Here is a 16,417-nt window from a genome sequence, read left to right on the forward strand (position 1 = left end):
GACTGTGCCCGTGCCAGTCGACCGCGATACCACCAAGCCTGCCGGCGCGACGCCCCACGCCCGCACCGGCGCCGTGGGCTCGCCCGCCCGTCCGATCAGCATCAGCGTGACCGGGGGTGGCAGCGCCGGCGATCCGCTGCGCGCCAATCTGGCCCTGATGGCACCCGGCACCGCACTGCGCGACGGTCTGGAACGCATCCTGCGCGGGCGGACGGGCGCGCTGATCGTGCTCGGCTACGACAAGGTGGTCGAAGGGCTGTGCACCGGCGGTTTCCCGCTCGACGTCGAGTTCTCCGCCACCCGGGTCCGCGAGCTGTGCAAGATGGATGGCGCGGTGGTGCTGTCCAGTGACGGCACCCGCATCGTCCGCGCCGCGGTGCACCTGATGCCCGACCCGACCATCCCGACGGAGGAGTCCGGCACCCGGCACCGCACCGCCGAGCGGGTCGCCCGGCAGACCGGCTACCCGGTGATCTCGGTCAGCCAGTCGATGCGGATCATCAGCCTCTACGTCAACGGGCAACGGCACGTGCTCGACGACTCGGCGGCGATCCTGTCCCGGGCCAACCAGGCGTTGGCCACCCTGGAGCGCTACAAGCTCCGGCTGGACGAGGTCTCCGGCACGCTCTCGGCGCTGGAGATCGAGGACCTGGTCACCGTGCGTGACGCGGTGGCCGTGGTGCAGCGGCTGGAGATGGTCCGCCGGATCGCCGACGAGATCGCCGGATACGTGGTGGAGCTGGGCACCGACGGCCGGTTGCTCGCCCTCCAGCTCGACGAGTTGATGGCCGGCGTGGATGCTGACCGCACCCTGGTCATCCGGGACTACCTGCCGGCCGGTCGGAAGCCCCGCACGCTCGACGAGGCCCTGGTCGAGCTGGACCTGCTCACCGCCACCGAGCTGATCGACCTGGTCTCGGTCGCCAAGGCCATCGGCTACCCGGCCGCCTCCGACGCGCTGGACGCGGCGGTCAGCCCTCGCGGCTTCCGGCTGCTGGCCAAGGTGCCCCGGCTGCCGGTGGCCGTGGTGGACCGGCTGGTGGTGCACTTCGGCAGCCTCCAGCGGCTGCTCGGCGCCACCGTGGAGGACCTCCAGGCCGTCGAGGGCGTCGGCGATGCCCGGGCCCGAGGCGTACGCGAAGGGCTGTCCCGGCTCGCCGAGGCGTCCATCCTGGAGCGGTACGTCTGACGCTCGGTCAGTCGGTGAGGACGAGCTTGACCGGCTGGCTCAGCTTGGTGCCCACCCGAGCGAAGACCTCGTACGTCCCGGCGGGCGGGGTTTCCCCGCTCGCCAGCCCGTTGGCACACCGGCTGCTGTCCTTGCCGTTCCAGCCCACCTGGTACGAACGCTCGAAGCCCGAGGTGAAGGACTGCACGTCCGACCCGGCGGCGGTGCCGCAGGTGTCCGACGACCAGACCACCTCGGCACCGGACTTGATGTAGATCTCCTGCGCGGTCGCACCGACATCCCGATTGCACGTCCGGTCGGCCCGGTTGCGGACCTTCAGGTGCAGGTCCACCGAGGCACCCCGGACCACCTTCGCCGGCAGCGCCACAGCGGTCACCGAGAGTTCCGCGTCCGTGCAGGTGCCCTCGTCGGCCACGGGTGCGACGGCCGGCGGGTTGTTGGTCAGGCTCGACCCTGGCCCGGGGGTCTCGGTCGGTGTGGTCGGACCGGCACCGGCGTCACCCGACGACGGCGGCGGCGAACCGGTCTGCGGAGTCAGCACCGAGCCGGTGGGCTCCGGAGTTCCGGAGACGCCCGGATCGGGCTGATTGCCCCCGGTCGCATCGTTGCCGCCACGCGGGCCGTTGCACGAGTAGAGCAGCACAATCAGGAAAAGCAGGACCGCGCCGAGCACGACGGCGCGACGCCGCCAGTACACGGCGGGAGGCAGGGGGCCGACCGTCAGACGCATGATGCCCCCACCGTAGCGGCGTCGTGCGCGACGGACGGTAACGACGCGCCGAGGCAGACCGGAGCCATCGGAACACATCCTCCACTGTCGACAGACCCGACCGGGGTCGTCACTCTTCGTACCGGCGCGGCCGGTTCAGAGGTAGACCTTGCGCTGGTAGATCGCGTGTGCGCCCGCCACCCGGTCCAGGAAGAGCAGCCCGGCGCAGTGGTCGATCTCGTGTTGCAGGGCGCGCGCCTCGAAACCGTCCGTCACCAGGCGGACCTGCTCGCCGCTGCCGGGCAACGCCCCTTCGACCACGAGCCGGCTGGCGCGCTTGACGTCCCCGGTGAGATCGGGAACCGACATGCACCCCTCCCGGCCCGCCTTCCATCGGGTCGCCTCGACCACTCGGGCGTTGCAGAGCACGAACGTGCCGTGCACGGTGACCGCCTTGGCGTGCCCGGTGACGTCCACCGCGAAAACCTGCGCACCCACACCCACCTGCGGCGCGGCCAGCCCGACACAGCCCGGCGACACCCGCATCGTGGCGACCAGGTCGGCCGCCAGCCGTACGGTCTCCTCGGCGGTCGGGTCGACCTGCGCCCCGGCCCGGCTGAGCACCGGGTGCGGCGCGGAGACCACCGGCAACACCTGACCCGGGCCGAGCAGCTCCGGTGTCCAGTCACCGAGGCCCGTCGGTGTCTGCGGGTCCAGTTCCGGCCCGCCCACCTGCCCGCTCACAGCAGATCCGAGTCAGCGGGACGGAGAGTGACTTCCACGCCCAGGCCGGCGGCGACCTCCGCCAGCTGACCCGGAAGCGTGTCGGTGACGTCGGCCGGCAGATCGACCTCGGCGACGACCACGTAGAGCGATCCCACCAGCCGGGTGCTCAGGTCGGTGACGTTGCCGCCGGCCACGGTCACCGCGCGGGTCATCGCGGCCACGATGCCCATCCGGTCCGCGCCGTGCACCGACATGACATAGCGCTCACCGGTGGGCACGGTCTCCCCGTCCGGCCGCACCTGCCGTACGGTCGCCAGCAGCTGGCCGTCGGCGGTCAGTGGGCCCAGGGCGTCCTCGACCTCCGCGGCCGACGGACCGACGCAGATGAGGGTCATCGCGAAGTGCCCCCGTAGCCGAGTCATCGTGCTGTCGGTGAGGTTGGCCCCGAGCCGAGCGAGCACCTCGGCGACGTCGGCCACGATGCCGGGCCGGTCCCGGCCGATGACGGTGATCGCGAGCTCGTTCATCCGGGCATTCTCCCCGATCGTCACTCGCCACTGGCCACGGCCCGCCCGGAGGTGTCCAATCGTGGGAACCGGCGCGCGTGACATCATCAGCGACGCGATGACGGAATCGACATTCGCCGGACTGGTGAGCCGGTGGTACGAACACAACGCCCGGGACCTGCCCTGGCGCAAACCCGACGTCAGCCCCTGGGCGATCCTGGTCAGCGAGGTGATGCTCCAGCAGACCCCGGTGGTCCGGGTGCTGCCCGCCTGGCACGCGTGGCTGGACCGTTGGCCCACACCCGCCGCCCTGGCGCAGGACAGTCCGGCCGAGGCGATCCGGATGTGGGGACGGCTCGGCTATCCGCGTCGCGCCGTCCGGCTGCGCGACTGCGCGGTGGCGATCGTGGAGCGGCACGGCGGCGCGGTGCCGGACCGACTGGACCAACTGCTCGCCCTGCCCGGCGTCGGCACGTACACGGCCCGGGCGGTGGCTGCCTTCGCGTACGGTCAGCGGCACCCGGTGGTCGACACCAACGTACGCCGGGTGGTCTGCCGCGCGGTGGCCGGCGAGCCGGACGCCGGCCCGGCGACCCGCCCCGCCGACCTGGTCGCCACCGAGGAACTGCTGCCCGTCGAGCCGGCTGCCGCCGCCCTGGCCAGCGCCGCGATCATGGAGTTGGGGGCGTTGATCTGCACCGCCCGGTCGCCCCGCTGCACCGACTGCCCGGTCGAGTCGATCTGCGCCTGGCGCGCCTCGGGTCAGGTCGCCCCGGCCGGGCCGACCCGCCGACCGCAGCGGTACGCGGGCACCGACCGCCAGGTACGCGGCCTGCTGCTCGGGGTGCTCCGGGAGGCGACCGGCCCGGTGCCGCACCAACGCCTGGACCAGGTCTGGGACGACGACGTGCAACGGGCTCGGGCGCTGGCCGGCCTGGTCACCGACGGCCTGGTCGAGCCGGTCGGCGAGGCGTCCTTCCGCCTGATCGGCGACGGCCCACCGGCACCCGTGCCGGGCTGAGCCCATCGGCGACGGCCCACGGGTGCCCGTGCCGGGCTGGACACATCGGCGACGCCCGTGCCGGGCTGAGCCCGGATTCGACGTGTCAGGGCCGGCCTCCGGATGGAGGCCGGCCCTGAGTGTCTGGCGGATCAGACGGCTGGCGGATCAGACGGTCGACGGATCAGGCGGAGTAGCCGCGGGTGGCGACCCAGTCGGCCAACGCGTCGATGCCGATCCAGTACTCGGCCTTCGCCGGGTCGGCGGAGTCAGCGATCTTCGCCTGGGCGCCGCCGTCCCGGTAGCCGGTCACCGAGACGTAATGCCCGCCCTCGAAGGAGTGCGTCCCGCCGTCGAGGTCGAACGCCGTGCCGGCGACGTTGGCCACCACACTGCGACCCTCGTCGACCGCGCGGACGATGTCGGCCCGCAACCGATCGGTCTCGGCACCGTCAGCGGCCCGGCCGGGGATCTCCACAGTGCGGTAGACGTCCTTGCCGACCCGCTCGTTGAGCGCCTTGGTGATGTCGTACGCGGAGTCGGTGCCCCGCTCGGTGGTGCCCATCTCCCGGGCCAACTCGTCCTGCGGGACGTCCTTGTCCATGGCGGTCAGCGCGTTGCGCACCGCGGCCGGGCCGCAGTAGTAGTAGTTGGGCTGCGCCTGATAGCGCACCTTGAGCTGCCGCTCACCCTTGGCGTGACCGCGGTCGGCGGCCTGCTGGCTGGAGTTCGGGGAAGCGGCGACTGCGCCGGTCGGACCGGCGACCACTCCACCAGCGACAACGGCACCGGCGACGGTCAGGGCGGCCTTGTAGATCAGAGTCGTCATGGTCATCGCCTTCCATCTCGGGGATCGACACGACACCCGGATAAGGGGAGGGGTGCGAATCGCGTCGGAGGGAAGTAGCAGCATGCCTCGGCGTCATTCGGCAAGGCGGCTGTCGGACGGCAACGGCCTCACCCGGTGGGTGCCGTCGCGTACCCCTCGTACAACCGCTGCTGGTGGGCGCACATGCCCTGGCAAACCGTGACCGCCACCACAAGATTGGCGGCTCTGCCCGACGCCTCGGAACGTCTGCCCGCCCATGGGGCCAGCCTGTCATTTTGTCCGGTATGACACGGGTACCGGACCAGAATCCGGTTTCAATGCCGCGACGCAGAAAAGACGCCGGCCCGGTGGCAGATGCCACCGGGCCGGCGTCGATGTGAGCTGGTAGGACTCAGGCTGCTGTCTCGTCCGCACCGGTGGTAGCGGTGCCACCGAGATCAGCCGGGACGGCGTCCGGCACGTCGACCGGGCGCTCGGAGCCCTGGAAGACGAGCTTGGACTTGTCGATGTCGTTCGGGTCGCCCTCGCAGTCCACCACCACGATCTGACCCGGGATCAGCTCGTTGAACAGGATCCGCTCGGAGAGGTTGTCCTCGATGTCGCGCTGGATCGTGCGGCGCAGCGGCCGCGCGCCCAGCACCGGGTCGAAGCCCTTGGCAGCCAGGTACTTCTTGGCGTTGTCGGTCAGCTCAAGACCCATGTCCTTGTTGCGCAGCTGGGTCTCGATGCGGGCGATCATGATGTCGACGATCGACAGGATCTCCGTCTGACGCAGCTGGTGGAAGACGATGGTGTCGTCGATCCGGTTGAGGAACTCGGGCCGGAAGTGCTGCTTGAGCTCGTCGTTGACCTTCTGCTTCATCCGGTCGTAGTTCGACTCGGAGTCCTCCGACGCCTGGAAGCCCAGCGAGACCGCCTTGGCCACGTCCCGGGTGCCCAGGTTGGTGGTCAGGATGATGACCGTGTTCTTGAAGTCCACGATCCGACCCTGACCGTCGGTGAGCCGACCGTCCTCCAGGATCTGGAGCAGCGTGTTGAACACGTCCGGGTGGGCCTTCTCGATCTCGTCGAAGAGCACCACCGAGAACGGCCGACGCCGCACCTTCTCGGTCAGCTGGCCACCCTCGTCGTAGCCGACGTACCCGGGCGGGGCACCGACGAGCCGGGAGACCGTGTAGCGGTCGTGGAACTCGGACATGTCCAGCTGGATGAGGGCGTCCTCGCTGCCGAACAGGAACTCGGCGAGCGCCTTGGACAGCTCGGTCTTACCCACACCGGACGGGCCGGCGAAGATGAACGAGCCCGACGGGCGCTTCGGGTCCTTCAGGCCGGCGCGGGTACGCCGGATGGCCTTCGAGACCGCCTTGACCGCGTCCTCCTGGCCGATGACGCGCTTGTGCAGCTCGTCCTCCATGCGCAGCAGGCGCGAGGTCTCCTCCTCGGTCAGCTTGTAGACCGGGATGCCCGTCCAGTTGCCCAGCACCTCGGCGATCTGCTCGTCGTCGACCTCGCTGACGACGTCCAGGTCACCGGCCTTCCACTCCTTCTCCCGCTGCGCCTTCTGGCCCAGCAGCTGCTTCTCCTTGTCGCGCAGCTGGGCGGCGCGCTCGAAGTCCTGCGCGTCGATCGCGGACTCCTTGTCGCGACGCACCTGGGCGATGCGCTCGTCGAAGTCACGCAGGTCTGGCGGCGCGGTCATCCGGCGGATCCGCATCCGGGCGCCCGCCTCGTCGATGAGGTCGATCGCCTTGTCCGGCAGGAACCGGTCGGAGATGTACCGGTCGGCCAGCGTCGCGGCAGCCACCAGCGCGGCGTCGGTGATGCTCACCCGGTGGTGCGCCTCGTAGCGGTCGCGCAGGCCCTTGAGGATCTCGATGGTGTGCGCCAGCGACGGCTCACCCACCTGGATCGGCTGGAACCGGCGCTCCAGCGCCGCGTCCTTCTCCAGGTGCTTGCGGTACTCGTCGAGGGTGGTCGCGCCGATGGTCTGGAGCTCGCCACGGGCCAGCATCGGCTTGAGGATGCTCGCCGCGTCGATCGCGCCCTCGGCGGCACCCGCACCCACCAGGGTGTGGATCTCGTCGATGAACAGGATGATGTCACCACGGGTGCGGATCTCCTTGAGCACCTTCTTCAGGCGCTCCTCGAAGTCACCGCGGTAACGGGAGCCGGCCACCAGCGCGCCCAGGTCGAGCGTGTAGAGCTGCTTGTCCTTGAGCGTCTCGGGCACCTCGCCCTTGATGATCTTCTGGGACAGCCCCTCGACCACGGCGGTCTTACCGACGCCGGGCTCACCGATCAGGACCGGGTTGTTCTTGGTACGGCGGGAGAGCACCTGCATCACCCGCTCGATTTCCTTCTCGCGCCCGATCACCGGGTCGAGCTTGCCCTCACGGGCCGCCTGGGTCAGGTTCCGGCCGAACTGGTCCAGCACCAGGCTGGTCGACGGCGCGGCCTCACCCGGCGCGGTGCCCGCCGCGGCCGGCTCCTTGCCCTGGTAGCCGGAGAGCAGCTGGATGACCTGCTGGCGGACCCGGTTCAGGTCGGCGCCGAGCTTGACCAGCACCTGGGCGGCGACGCCCTCACCCTCGCGGATCAGGCCGAGCAGGATGTGCTCGGTGCCGATGTAGTTGTGGCCGAGCTGCAGCGCCTCGCGCAGCGACAGCTCCAGCACCTTCTTGGCCCGCGGCGTGAACGGGATGTGCCCGCTCGGTGCCTGCTGGCCCTGGCCGATGATCTCCTCCACCTGCTGGCGGACGCCCTCCAGGGAGATCCCGAGGCTCTCCAGGGCCTTGGCCGCGACGCCCTCACCCTCGTGGATCAGGCCCAACAGGATGTGTTCCGTACCGATGTAGTTGTGGTTGAGCATCCGGGCCTCTTCTTGGGCCAGGACGACAACCCGTCGCGCTCGGTCGGTGAACCGCTCGAACATGCCCTCGTGCTCCTCACGTGCCGTGCGCACTCGATCTTGGTGGTCAAGACTCTCGGCGGGGCCGGTGCGCGAGCGCCCGGGACGGGCGTCCGCGCCTCATTACTCTATCGCCGCGAACCGGCTCGGCTGACCTCGTGTGTCTGCGCGGTGGGCCCGGTACGCGTCGTTTTGCACAACCCTCCGCGCTCAGCGGGTGTTCCGGGCGGGGGGTCTGTACGCGCAGAGCGAAATTCGACGGACAGCCGCAAGCCACCGGGACCGCGCACGGAGGGGCCCCGGAGACCGGACGGCATCCCTTCCGACGCCATCCACAGGGTGTGGACAACACATCCACCGGCTGTGGACAACGCCCGACCCGCCGGCTTTAGTCCCCGCGGCCGGGTCGGAAACGACGCCGACGCCGGCCCGGAATGTTCCTCCGGGCCGGCGTCGGCCGATGACCTTCGCAGGAGTCGTCTCAGTGCCCCGCCTTGGCGTGGTACTCGTCGACGATCTCCTGCGGGATGCGACCCCGGTCGGAGATGTCCTTGCCGGCCTTGCGCGCCCAGGCCCGGATGGCCTTGTTCTGCTCGCGGTCGGCGGTGGCTCCACCCCGACCACGGGCGGCGCGCCCACCGACGACCACACCGCCACGACCCACCTTGGTGCCGTGCGCGATGTACTGCGCGAATGCATCACGCAATTTGTCGGCGTTGGAACTCGACAGGTCGATCTCGTACTGAACGCCGTCGAGGGCGAACTTGACGGTCTCGTCCGCGTCCCCGCCGTCCAGGTCATCGACCAGCTTGTGAATGATCTGCTTGGCCACGTCCCACATTCCTTTCGAGCAGGGCTGATACTGCCATCTGCGACAGCAACAATAACCTGTCAGATGCTTGTCACGTCAATAGGACGCGGTAACGAGCCGACGAGTTCCGTACGACTACTCCGGGCGAACCAACGGGAACAGGATGGTTTCCCGAATTCCCAGGCCGGTCAGCGCCATCAGGAGTCGATCGATTCCCATTCCCATGCCACCGGCCGGCGGCATTCCATACTCCATGGCCCGGAGAAAGTCCTCGTCCAGCCGCATCGCCTCATCGTCGCCACGCGCGGCCAGTTGCGCCTGGGCGAGCAGCCGTTCCCGCTGCACCACCGGATCGACCAACTCCGAGTACGCGGTGGCCAACTCGAACCCGAACACATACAGGTCCCACTTCTCGGCCACGCCCGGCTCACTGCGATGTCCACGGGTCAGCGGGCTGGTCTCCTCCGGATAGTCGCGCACGAAAGTGGGCGCCTGAAGCCCGGGCACGACCAACTCCTCGAACAACTCCTCGAACAACTTGCCCGGCCCCCACTTGGGGTCGACGCTTACCCCGACCTTGTCCGCGTACTCGACGAGACGGGCTCGTTCGGTGCGGACCGTGACCTCCTCGCCGAGCGCCTCGGAAAGCACACCGAAGAGGCTCACCGAACGCCACTCGCCGCCCAGGTCGAACTCCTGACCGTCGGCGTGCGTCACCACGGTCGACCCGGTTGCCGCGATCGCCGCCTGCTGTATGAGATTCCGGGTCAACTCGGCCATCGTGTTGTAGTCGCCGTACGCCTGGTACGCCTCGAGCATCGCGAACTCCGGTGAGTGCGAAGAGTCGATGCCCTCATTACGGAAGTTGCGGTTGATCTCGAACACCCGCTCGACGCCACCTACCACAGCGCGCTTGAGAAAAAGTTCCGGCGCGATTCGTAGATACAGGTCGGTGTCGAGTGCATTGCTGTGGGTCACGAAAGGCCGGGCCGCCGCACCACCGTGCAGCAACTGAAGCATCGGGGTCTCGACCTCGATGAATCCCTTGTCATGCAGCGAATCGCGCAGACTGCGCACCGCAGCCGCCCGGGTACGCACCATCTGGCGCGCCTGAGGGCGGACGATCAGGTCGACGTAACGCTGCCGTACCCGGGCTTCCTCACTGAGTGGCTTGTGCGCCACCGGCAGCGGGCGCAGGGCCTTGGCGGTGACCGCCCACTCCTCGGCGAGCACCGACAGCTCGCCCCGCCGGCTGGTGATCACCTCGCCGGTGATGCCGACCAGGTCCCCGAGGTCGATCAGGCGCTTCCAGTCGTCCAGCCGCTCCGCGCCGACCCGGTCCAGCGACAGCATGGCCTGCAGTTCCGTGCCGTCGCCGTCCCGCAGGGTGGCGAAGCAGAGCTTGCCGGTGTTCCGTACGAAGATCACCCGGCCGGTGATCGAGACCCGGTCGCCGGTCGCCGTGTCGGTGGGCAGTTCCGCGTAGCGCTCCCGCACCTCGGCGAGGCTGCTGGTGCGCGGGAAGCTGACCGGGTACGGCTCGACGCCGTCGGCGAGCATCCGCTCCCGCTTCTCCCGGCGGACCTTCATCTGCTCGGGAAGGTCGTCGGCGGGGTCGACTGGCACGGGGCTCTGCTGGGTCACGGCACGCTTCCTCGGAGGGAGAATTCGGACGGGGTCAAGCCCAGAGCGTACTCAAGCCCCCGAACCCCCGTTACCGGATAACCCGCCCCCATGACCAACCCCACCACCACCCCGGAAACCAACCCCCGCAACCACGACCCCACTTTCAAAAGCCCCAAGGAACGGCTGAACCCCGCGCACCGAGGGGTTTCCGGGCAGCCCGACCGGCGCAGGGATCAAGCCTGACCGCCCGGAGCCGGTCGGGCTGCCCGGAAACCCCACCCGCAACAGAATCAGACGTTCCGCTCATAAACCATGCGCAACCCCATCAACGTGATCATCGGCTCGTGATGGGTGATCGTCCGGCACTCGTTGAGCACCAACGGCGCCAGCCCACCCGTGGCGATCACCGCCTTCAGCTCGCCCATCTCCTCGGCCATCCGCTCGACGATCCGGTCCACCTGCCCGGCGAAGCCGAAGTAGAGCCCGGCCTGCAAACACTCCACGGTGTTCTTGCCGATCACCGACCGCGGCTTGGTCGCCTCGACCTTGCGGAGCTGGGCGGCGCGGGCCGCCAGCGCGTCGAAGGAGATCTCGATGCCCGGCGCGAACGCCCCGCCGAGGAACTCACCACGACCGCTGATCACGTCGAAGTTGGTGGTGGTGCCGAAGTCGACCACGATCGACGGGCCGCCGTAGAGGCTGTACGCGGCCAGCGTGTTCACCACCCGGTCGGAGCCGACCTCCTTCGGGTTGTCGATGGCCAGTTGCACGCCGGTGCGTACCCCCGGCTCCACGATCACGCTCGGCAGTTCCCCGTAGTAGCGGGTCAGCATGGTCCGCAGCGACCGCAGCGCGGCCGGCACGGTCGAGCAGGCCGCCACCCCGGTGATCTCGACGGCGTCCCCGGCGAGCAACCCTCGGAACATCAGCCCCAGCTCGTCGGCGGTCGAGCGGGCGTCGGTCTTGATCCGCCAGGAGTGCACCAGCTGATCACCGTCGAAGGTCGCCAGCACGGTGTTGGTGTTCCCGATGTCGATGCAGAGCAGCACGCCACGCAGCCTAGACGGCCGGTCCTGCGGGGCTCACTCCGTACGCAGGTCCAGCGCGATGTCCAGGATCGGCGAGGAGTGGGTGAGCGCGCCGACGGAGAGGAAGTCCACGCCGGTCGCCCCGACCTCGGCGGCGTCGGCGAGGGTCAGCCCGCCGGTCGCCTCCAGCTCGGCGCGGTCACCGACGGCCGCCACCACCTCGGTGAGCAGCTGCGGGGACATGTTGTCCAGCAGCAGGAACTTCGCGCCGGCCTCGACCGCCTCCACCGCCTCGGCGAGGGTGTCCACCTCCACCTGCACCGGTACGTCCGGGAACGCCTCGCGGACCCGCCGGTAGGCCGCGGTGATCCCGCCGGCGGCGTACTTGTGGTTGTCCTTGATCATGGCGACGTCGTACAGGCCCATTCGCTTGTTCGTGCCGCCGCCCGCGCGGACCGCGTACTTCTCCAGCATCCGCAGGCCCGGCGTGGTCTTGCGGGTGTCCAGGACCATCGCCTTGCTGCCGGCCAGCGCGTCCGCCCAGGCCCGGGTGTGGGTGGCCACCCCGGACATCCGGCTGAGCAGGTTGAGCGCGGTGCGTTCGCCGGTGAGCAGCACCCGGGTGGGGCCGGTCACCGTCGCCAGCACGTCGCCGCGGGCCACCCGATCGCCGTCGCGGGCCACCACCGACACCTCGACGGTACGACCACCGCCGGTCAGCTCGTCGGCCACCTCGAAGACGGCAGCGGCCACGGCCAGCCCGGCCACCACCCCGTCGGCCCGAGCCACCACGTCGACGGTGTCGGTCTGCGTCGCCGGGATGGTCGCCACGCTCGTCACGTCGAGCAGGTCCGGTCCGAGATCCTCGACCAGCGCGGTCTCGATGATCCGCCGCACCTGCTCGGGCGCCAGCCCGGCCGCGCGCAGCAGTGTCTCCGTCGCCGCGCTCATGCCCACGCCCGCGGCACCGTTGTCGCTCATCGTGTCTCCTCCCACCGCATGGCCAGCCGGTTCTCCGCCCCGATCGCGCCGACCAGGTGGCCGTGCCACCGCTCGTCGGCCGACGGGTGGTCCTCCCGCCAGTGACAGCCCCGGGTCTCCTGCCGGGCGTACGCCGCGGCGACGAGCATCGTCGCCACCGTCAGCAGGTTCGTCGCCTCCCAGTCGGCGGTACGGGGCGTACCGCGACCCGCGCCCAGCTCGGCCAGTTCGGCGGCGGTCCCGGCGAGCGTCGCCGACGAGCGGAGCACGCCCGCGCCCCGGGTCATCGCCCGCTGCAGGACGGGTGTGGCCGCAGCCGGCAGCACCCAGCCGTCGCCACCCCGCCAGGCGCCGGTCTCCGCCGGACGGGCCTGCTCGGGCAGTCCGGCGGCGATGTGGTCGGCGATCCGCCGGGAGAAGACCAGCCCTTCCAACAGGGAGTTGCTGGCCAGCCGGTTCGCGCCGTGCACCCCGGTGCAGGCGACCTCGCCGCAGGCGTACAGGCCGGGGATGGAGGTGCGGCCGTGCAGATCGGTACGGACGCCGCCCGAGGCGTAGTGGGCGGCGGGCGCCACCGGGATCAGGTCCACGCCCGGGTCCACGCCGATGGCCAGGCAGGAGGCGACGATGGTGGGGAACCGGCGGGCCAGGAAGTCGCCGCCGAGATGGCGGGCGTCGAGGTAGACGTGGTCGGCACCGGTGGCCAGCAGCACCCGGTGGATGCCCTTGGCCACCACGTCCCGGGGGGCCAGTTCCGCCAGTTCGTGCTGGCCGAGCATGAACCGCTTGCCGTCGGCGTCCACCAGGTGCGCGCCCTCGCCCCGCAGCGCCTCGGAGACCAGCGGCTGCTGGGCGTGGCCGTCGCCGGGCGTACGGGCCTGCTCGGGCACGATCAGCGCGGTCGGGTGGAACTGCACGAACTCCACGTCGGTGACCGCGGCACCGGCCCGCATGGCCAGGGCTACCCCGTCGCCGGTGGAGACCGCGGGGTTGGTGGTCGCCGCGAAGACCTGACCCATCCCGCCGGTGGCCAGCACCACGGCCCGGCTCAGGATGGCGCCCACGCCGTCCTCGCTGCCCTCACCGAGCACGTGCAGGGTGATGCCGCACGCCCTGCCGAGCCCGTCGGGCCCGTCACCGGGGGCGCGGAGCAGATCCAACACCAGCGCGTGCTCGACCAACCGGATCCACGGGTCGCGACGGACCGCCTCGTGCAGGGCCCGCTGGACCTCGGCGCCTGTCGCATCGCCGCCGGCGTGCACGATCCGGTCCGCCCGGTGCCCGCCCTCCCGGGTCAGCATCAGGGAACCGTCGGGGTTGCGGTCGAAGGCGGCACCGATGCGCATGAGTTCCCGCAGCCGGGTCGGCCCCTCCTCCACCAGTACACCGACCGCCGCCGGGTCGCAGAGCCCGACGCCGGCAATCTCGGTGTCGGAGGCGTGCATCGCCGGGGTGTCCGCCGGGTCGAGCACCGCTGCGATGCCGCCCTGGGCCCAGCGGGTCGAGCCCTCGTCGATGTTCACCTTGGTGACCACTGTGACGTGCAGGCCGGCCTCGCGCAGGTGCAGCGCGGCGGTCAGCCCGGCCACCCCGGAACCGACCACGATCACGTCGGTCGTCTCCACCCAACCCGGCGCCGGCGCGGACAGCAGGCGGGGCAGCGCCGGTAGGCCGACGGTCGGTAGCTCCATCCCCCCAGTCAACCCGAACGTCACTCGGCTCGGGCGACGGGGGCGGGACGAGTGGTTCCCGCTACTTCGTCCGGACCGGCAGGCCGGCCGGACCGGCCCCCTTGAGCGAGCCGGTCACCTGCCGGTCGCTGAGCCAGAGGTAGCACCGCACCCCCCGGTCACCGGCCCGCCACCGCCCGGCGCTGGGCGGGCGGACCACCAGGTCGGTGCGGTAGAGCAGGTCGGTGCCGTCCGGCAGACCGGCGTAGCGGGCGAGGATCGTACGGCAGCCGGCGTAGAACGGCGCCCACCCTGCGCTGTTCTCCGGGTACGGGCGATCGGGCGCCTGCCACACTCCGGCGAACTCGGCGTTGTGGCGCTCGGCGCAGTCCACCTGCACCAGGGCCTGCACCACCCCGGAGCGATTGGTGCGGGCCTGCTGGCAGCCCAACCAGAGCGCTGACGGTGGCCGCAGGGCGTTGCGCAGCGAGCCGCTACGGGTCACCACCTCGGCGCCCGCCTCGGCGGTGGTCACCTCCATCAGGTCGCAGCGGTACCAGCGCGACCCGGCGGCCCAGCCCGGCCCGGTGGGCACCGCCACCGCCAGTCGCAGCCGGCCGGCCCGCCAGTTGTCGCCGACGTATCCGTTGGTCCGCTGATCGCAGTCGGCGAAGGCGGTACGCAGTTCGGGTGAGGCGATCGGCGGCGGTTCGCTGCGTTCGCCGGGGAAGACCCCGACGTGCACGGTCTCCACCCGGTGCGGCGTGGCGCAGTCGACCGGCGCGTACGCCGCCACCGGCACCGCGTCGGCGAAATCCGTCTCGTGGCAGACCTCAGCGGCCGGGGTGAACGCGCCGGGCGCAGCCATGGCCGGCCAGTCGTCGGTCAGGTCGCCGTCGAGCCCGTGCGGCGCACCGCAGCCCGCCAGCACCGCCGCGACGGCCAGGGCCGCGGTCAGGGTTCTCGTCGCACGCTGCATGACGCCGCCTCCCCCAGCCAGCGGCCGTCCCCCGACGGCGGTCACAGCGTAACCAGAAATGACCTTCCGGTGACAGACCGGATTCCGGGCGCAGGGTGGGGCAGGTGTTAACAGGGGGCCCTTTTACCTCGCGAGGCGTTAAGAAGGGGCCCTTCCTTACACCGCCAGCGGGTTGGGCACAGGGCTGCCGGCGGTGCCGGGTGCGGCGGTCGACGGGTCGGCACCCAGGTCGACGACCTTGTTGTCGGCGTCGACGTGCACCACCCGGGGGCGGTACGTGCGGGCCTCGGCGTCGTCCATCTGCCCGTACGAGATCAGGATGACCAGGTCACCCGGGTGCACCAGGTGCGCCGCCGCCCCGTTGATGCCGATCACGCCGCTGCCCCGCCGGCCCGGGATCACGTACGTCTCCAGCCGGGCGCCGTTGGTGATGTCGACGATCGCCACCTGTTCGCCGGGCAGCAGGTCGGCGGCGTCGAGCAGGTCCTCGTCGACGGTCACCGACCCGACGTAGTGCAGATCCGCCTGGGTCACCGTGGCCCGGTGGATCTTGGATTTGAGCATGGTGCGGTACATCGGGACGCCTTTCGCGCTGATGTGTCTGGTCAGGACGCCGGGTGCAGCAGGACGGGCGCATTGTCGATCAGCCGGGTCTGGCCCACCCAGGCGGCGACGAGCAGCCGGGCCGGCCCCTGCACCGGCCCCGGTTCCAGGTCGGGGTCGGTGAGGACCAGGTAGTCGAGGCGGGCACCGGGTTCGCCGGCGCCGAAGGCGGCGTGCGCGGCGCTCAGCACCGCCCCGGCGTCACGGCCCGCCTCGGCGGCCTCGGCACCGGCCCGCAGCGCCCGCGACAGGCTGAGCGCCACCTGCCGCTCCTCGCCGGAGAGGTAGCGGTTACGGCTGGACAGCGCCAACCCGTCCGACTCCCGGACGGTGGGTACGCCGACCACCTCGACCGGCACGTCCAGGTCCCGACACATCCGCCGGACCAGGGTCAGCTGCTGGTAGTCCTTCTCGCCGAAGAACGTCAGGTCGGGGCGGGTGAGCTGGAGCAGCTTCAGCACCACGGTGAGCACACCGTGGAAGAAGCCGGGGCGGCTCAGCCCTTCCAGGTCCTCGCCGAGCGGACCCGGGTTGAGCCGTACCTGCGGTGCGCCGCCGGGATACATGTCCGCCACCGCCGGGGCGAAGACCAGGTCGGCACCGGCTCGTCGGCACACCTCGAGATCAGCGTCGAGGGTCCGGGGGTAGCGGTCGAAGTCCTCGGTCGGGCCGAACTGGAGCGGGTTCACGAAGATCGTCACGATCACGTGATCGGCGCGCTCCCGGGCCGCCCGCAACAACGACTCGTGCCCCTCGTGCAGGGCACCCATGGTCATCACCACCCCCACCGTTCCGGTGAGGGCGGACCGGGCCTCGGCCAACTCGGCACGGGTGTGCACGAGCCTCGTCACG

At 70.7% G+C, this 16,417-nt stretch carries 15 protein-coding genes; 2 read left to right on the forward strand and 13 right to left on the reverse strand.

The annotated features are described in order from the left end of the window. Positions 1–10 precede the first annotated feature (10 nt). On the forward strand, positions 11–1,189 hold the full coding sequence (gene disA / locus JMF97_RS21065; protein WP_203223095.1) for a DNA integrity scanning diadenylate cyclase DisA: 1,179 nt from the start codon (positions 11–13) through the stop codon (positions 1,187–1,189). A 7-nt stretch (positions 1,190–1,196) separates the two neighbouring features. On the opposite strand, the gene JMF97_RS21070 is transcribed toward disA, so the two are convergent. The 3 genes from JMF97_RS21070 to JMF97_RS21080 form a co-directional block, all read right to left on the reverse strand. Next, complete coding sequence (locus JMF97_RS21070) at positions 1,197–1,919, reverse strand: hypothetical protein (protein WP_203223096.1); 723 nt, start codon at positions 1,917–1,919, stop codon at positions 1,197–1,199. Positions 1,920–2,054: 135 nt separating this feature from the next. Beyond that, positions 2,055–2,615: a peptide deformylase gene (locus tag JMF97_RS21075; protein WP_043725914.1), complete on the reverse strand. Its 561-nt coding sequence runs from the start codon at positions 2,613–2,615 to the stop codon at positions 2,055–2,057. Positions 2,616–2,638: 23 nt separating this feature from the next. Continuing rightward, complete coding sequence (locus tag JMF97_RS21080) at positions 2,639–3,151, reverse strand: glycine cleavage system transcriptional repressor (RefSeq protein ID WP_203223097.1); 513 nt, start codon at positions 3,149–3,151, stop codon at positions 2,639–2,641. A 97-nt stretch (positions 3,152–3,248) separates the two neighbouring features. Between JMF97_RS21080 and JMF97_RS21085 the strand changes: the two genes are divergently transcribed. Continuing rightward, entirely contained in the window at positions 3,249–4,151 is a 903-nt protein-coding gene (locus tag JMF97_RS21085; protein ID WP_203223098.1) for an iron-sulfur binding domain-containing protein, read from the forward strand. A gap of 163 nt (positions 4,152–4,314) precedes the next feature. Here the strand turns inward: JMF97_RS21085 and JMF97_RS21090 are convergent, their stop codons facing one another. From JMF97_RS21090 to panC, 10 genes are all read right to left on the reverse strand, one after another. Then, the gene (locus tag JMF97_RS21090) at positions 4,315–4,965 is read right to left on the reverse strand and encodes a C39 family peptidase (protein WP_203223099.1); all 651 of its coding nucleotides are present in this window, start codon (positions 4,963–4,965) and stop codon (positions 4,315–4,317) included. A gap of 385 nt (positions 4,966–5,350) precedes the next feature. Further along, the gene (locus JMF97_RS21095; RefSeq protein WP_203223235.1) at positions 5,351–7,891 is read right to left on the reverse strand and encodes an ATP-dependent Clp protease ATP-binding subunit; all 2,541 of its coding nucleotides are present in this window, start codon (positions 7,889–7,891) and stop codon (positions 5,351–5,353) included. A 457-nt stretch (positions 7,892–8,348) separates the two neighbouring features. Next, positions 8,349–8,699, reverse strand: coding sequence for a histone-like nucleoid-structuring protein Lsr2 (locus JMF97_RS21100; RefSeq protein ID WP_013736254.1), 351 nt, complete (start codon positions 8,697–8,699; stop codon positions 8,349–8,351). 114 nt (positions 8,700–8,813) lie between these two features. Beyond that, the gene (lysS, locus tag JMF97_RS21105) at positions 8,814–10,322 is read right to left on the reverse strand and encodes a lysine--tRNA ligase (protein ID WP_203223100.1); all 1,509 of its coding nucleotides are present in this window, start codon (positions 10,320–10,322) and stop codon (positions 8,814–8,816) included. A gap of 272 nt (positions 10,323–10,594) precedes the next feature. Further along, positions 10,595–11,353 (reverse strand): type III pantothenate kinase, encoded by a 759-nt coding sequence (locus tag JMF97_RS21110; RefSeq protein ID WP_203223101.1) that lies wholly within the window; start codon positions 11,351–11,353, stop codon positions 10,595–10,597. A 33-nt stretch (positions 11,354–11,386) separates the two neighbouring features. Next, entirely contained in the window at positions 11,387–12,283 is an 897-nt protein-coding gene (nadC, locus tag JMF97_RS21115; RefSeq protein WP_203223236.1) for a carboxylating nicotinate-nucleotide diphosphorylase, read from the reverse strand. Between the two features lie 26 nt (positions 12,284–12,309). Beyond that, the gene (locus JMF97_RS21120; protein ID WP_203223102.1) at positions 12,310–14,004 is read right to left on the reverse strand and encodes an L-aspartate oxidase; all 1,695 of its coding nucleotides are present in this window, start codon (positions 14,002–14,004) and stop codon (positions 12,310–12,312) included. Positions 14,005–14,065: 61 nt separating this feature from the next. Next, positions 14,066–14,962 carry a septum formation family protein gene (locus JMF97_RS21125; RefSeq protein ID WP_203223103.1) on the reverse strand — a complete coding sequence of 299 codons (897 nt, stop codon included), beginning with the start codon at positions 14,960–14,962 and terminating at the stop codon, positions 14,066–14,068. Positions 14,963–15,118: 156 nt separating this feature from the next. Beyond that, positions 15,119–15,538, reverse strand: coding sequence for an aspartate 1-decarboxylase (panD, locus tag JMF97_RS21130; protein WP_203223104.1), 420 nt, complete (start codon positions 15,536–15,538; stop codon positions 15,119–15,121). Between the two features lie 29 nt (positions 15,539–15,567). After that, entirely contained in the window at positions 15,568–16,416 is an 849-nt protein-coding gene (panC, locus tag JMF97_RS21135) for a pantoate--beta-alanine ligase (RefSeq protein ID WP_203223105.1), read from the reverse strand. Position 16,417: the final 1 nt, after the last annotated feature.

Source organism: Micromonospora fiedleri, assembly GCF_016774385.1.
GTDB lineage: Bacteria > Actinomycetota > Actinomycetes > Mycobacteriales > Micromonosporaceae > Micromonospora > Micromonospora gifhornensis.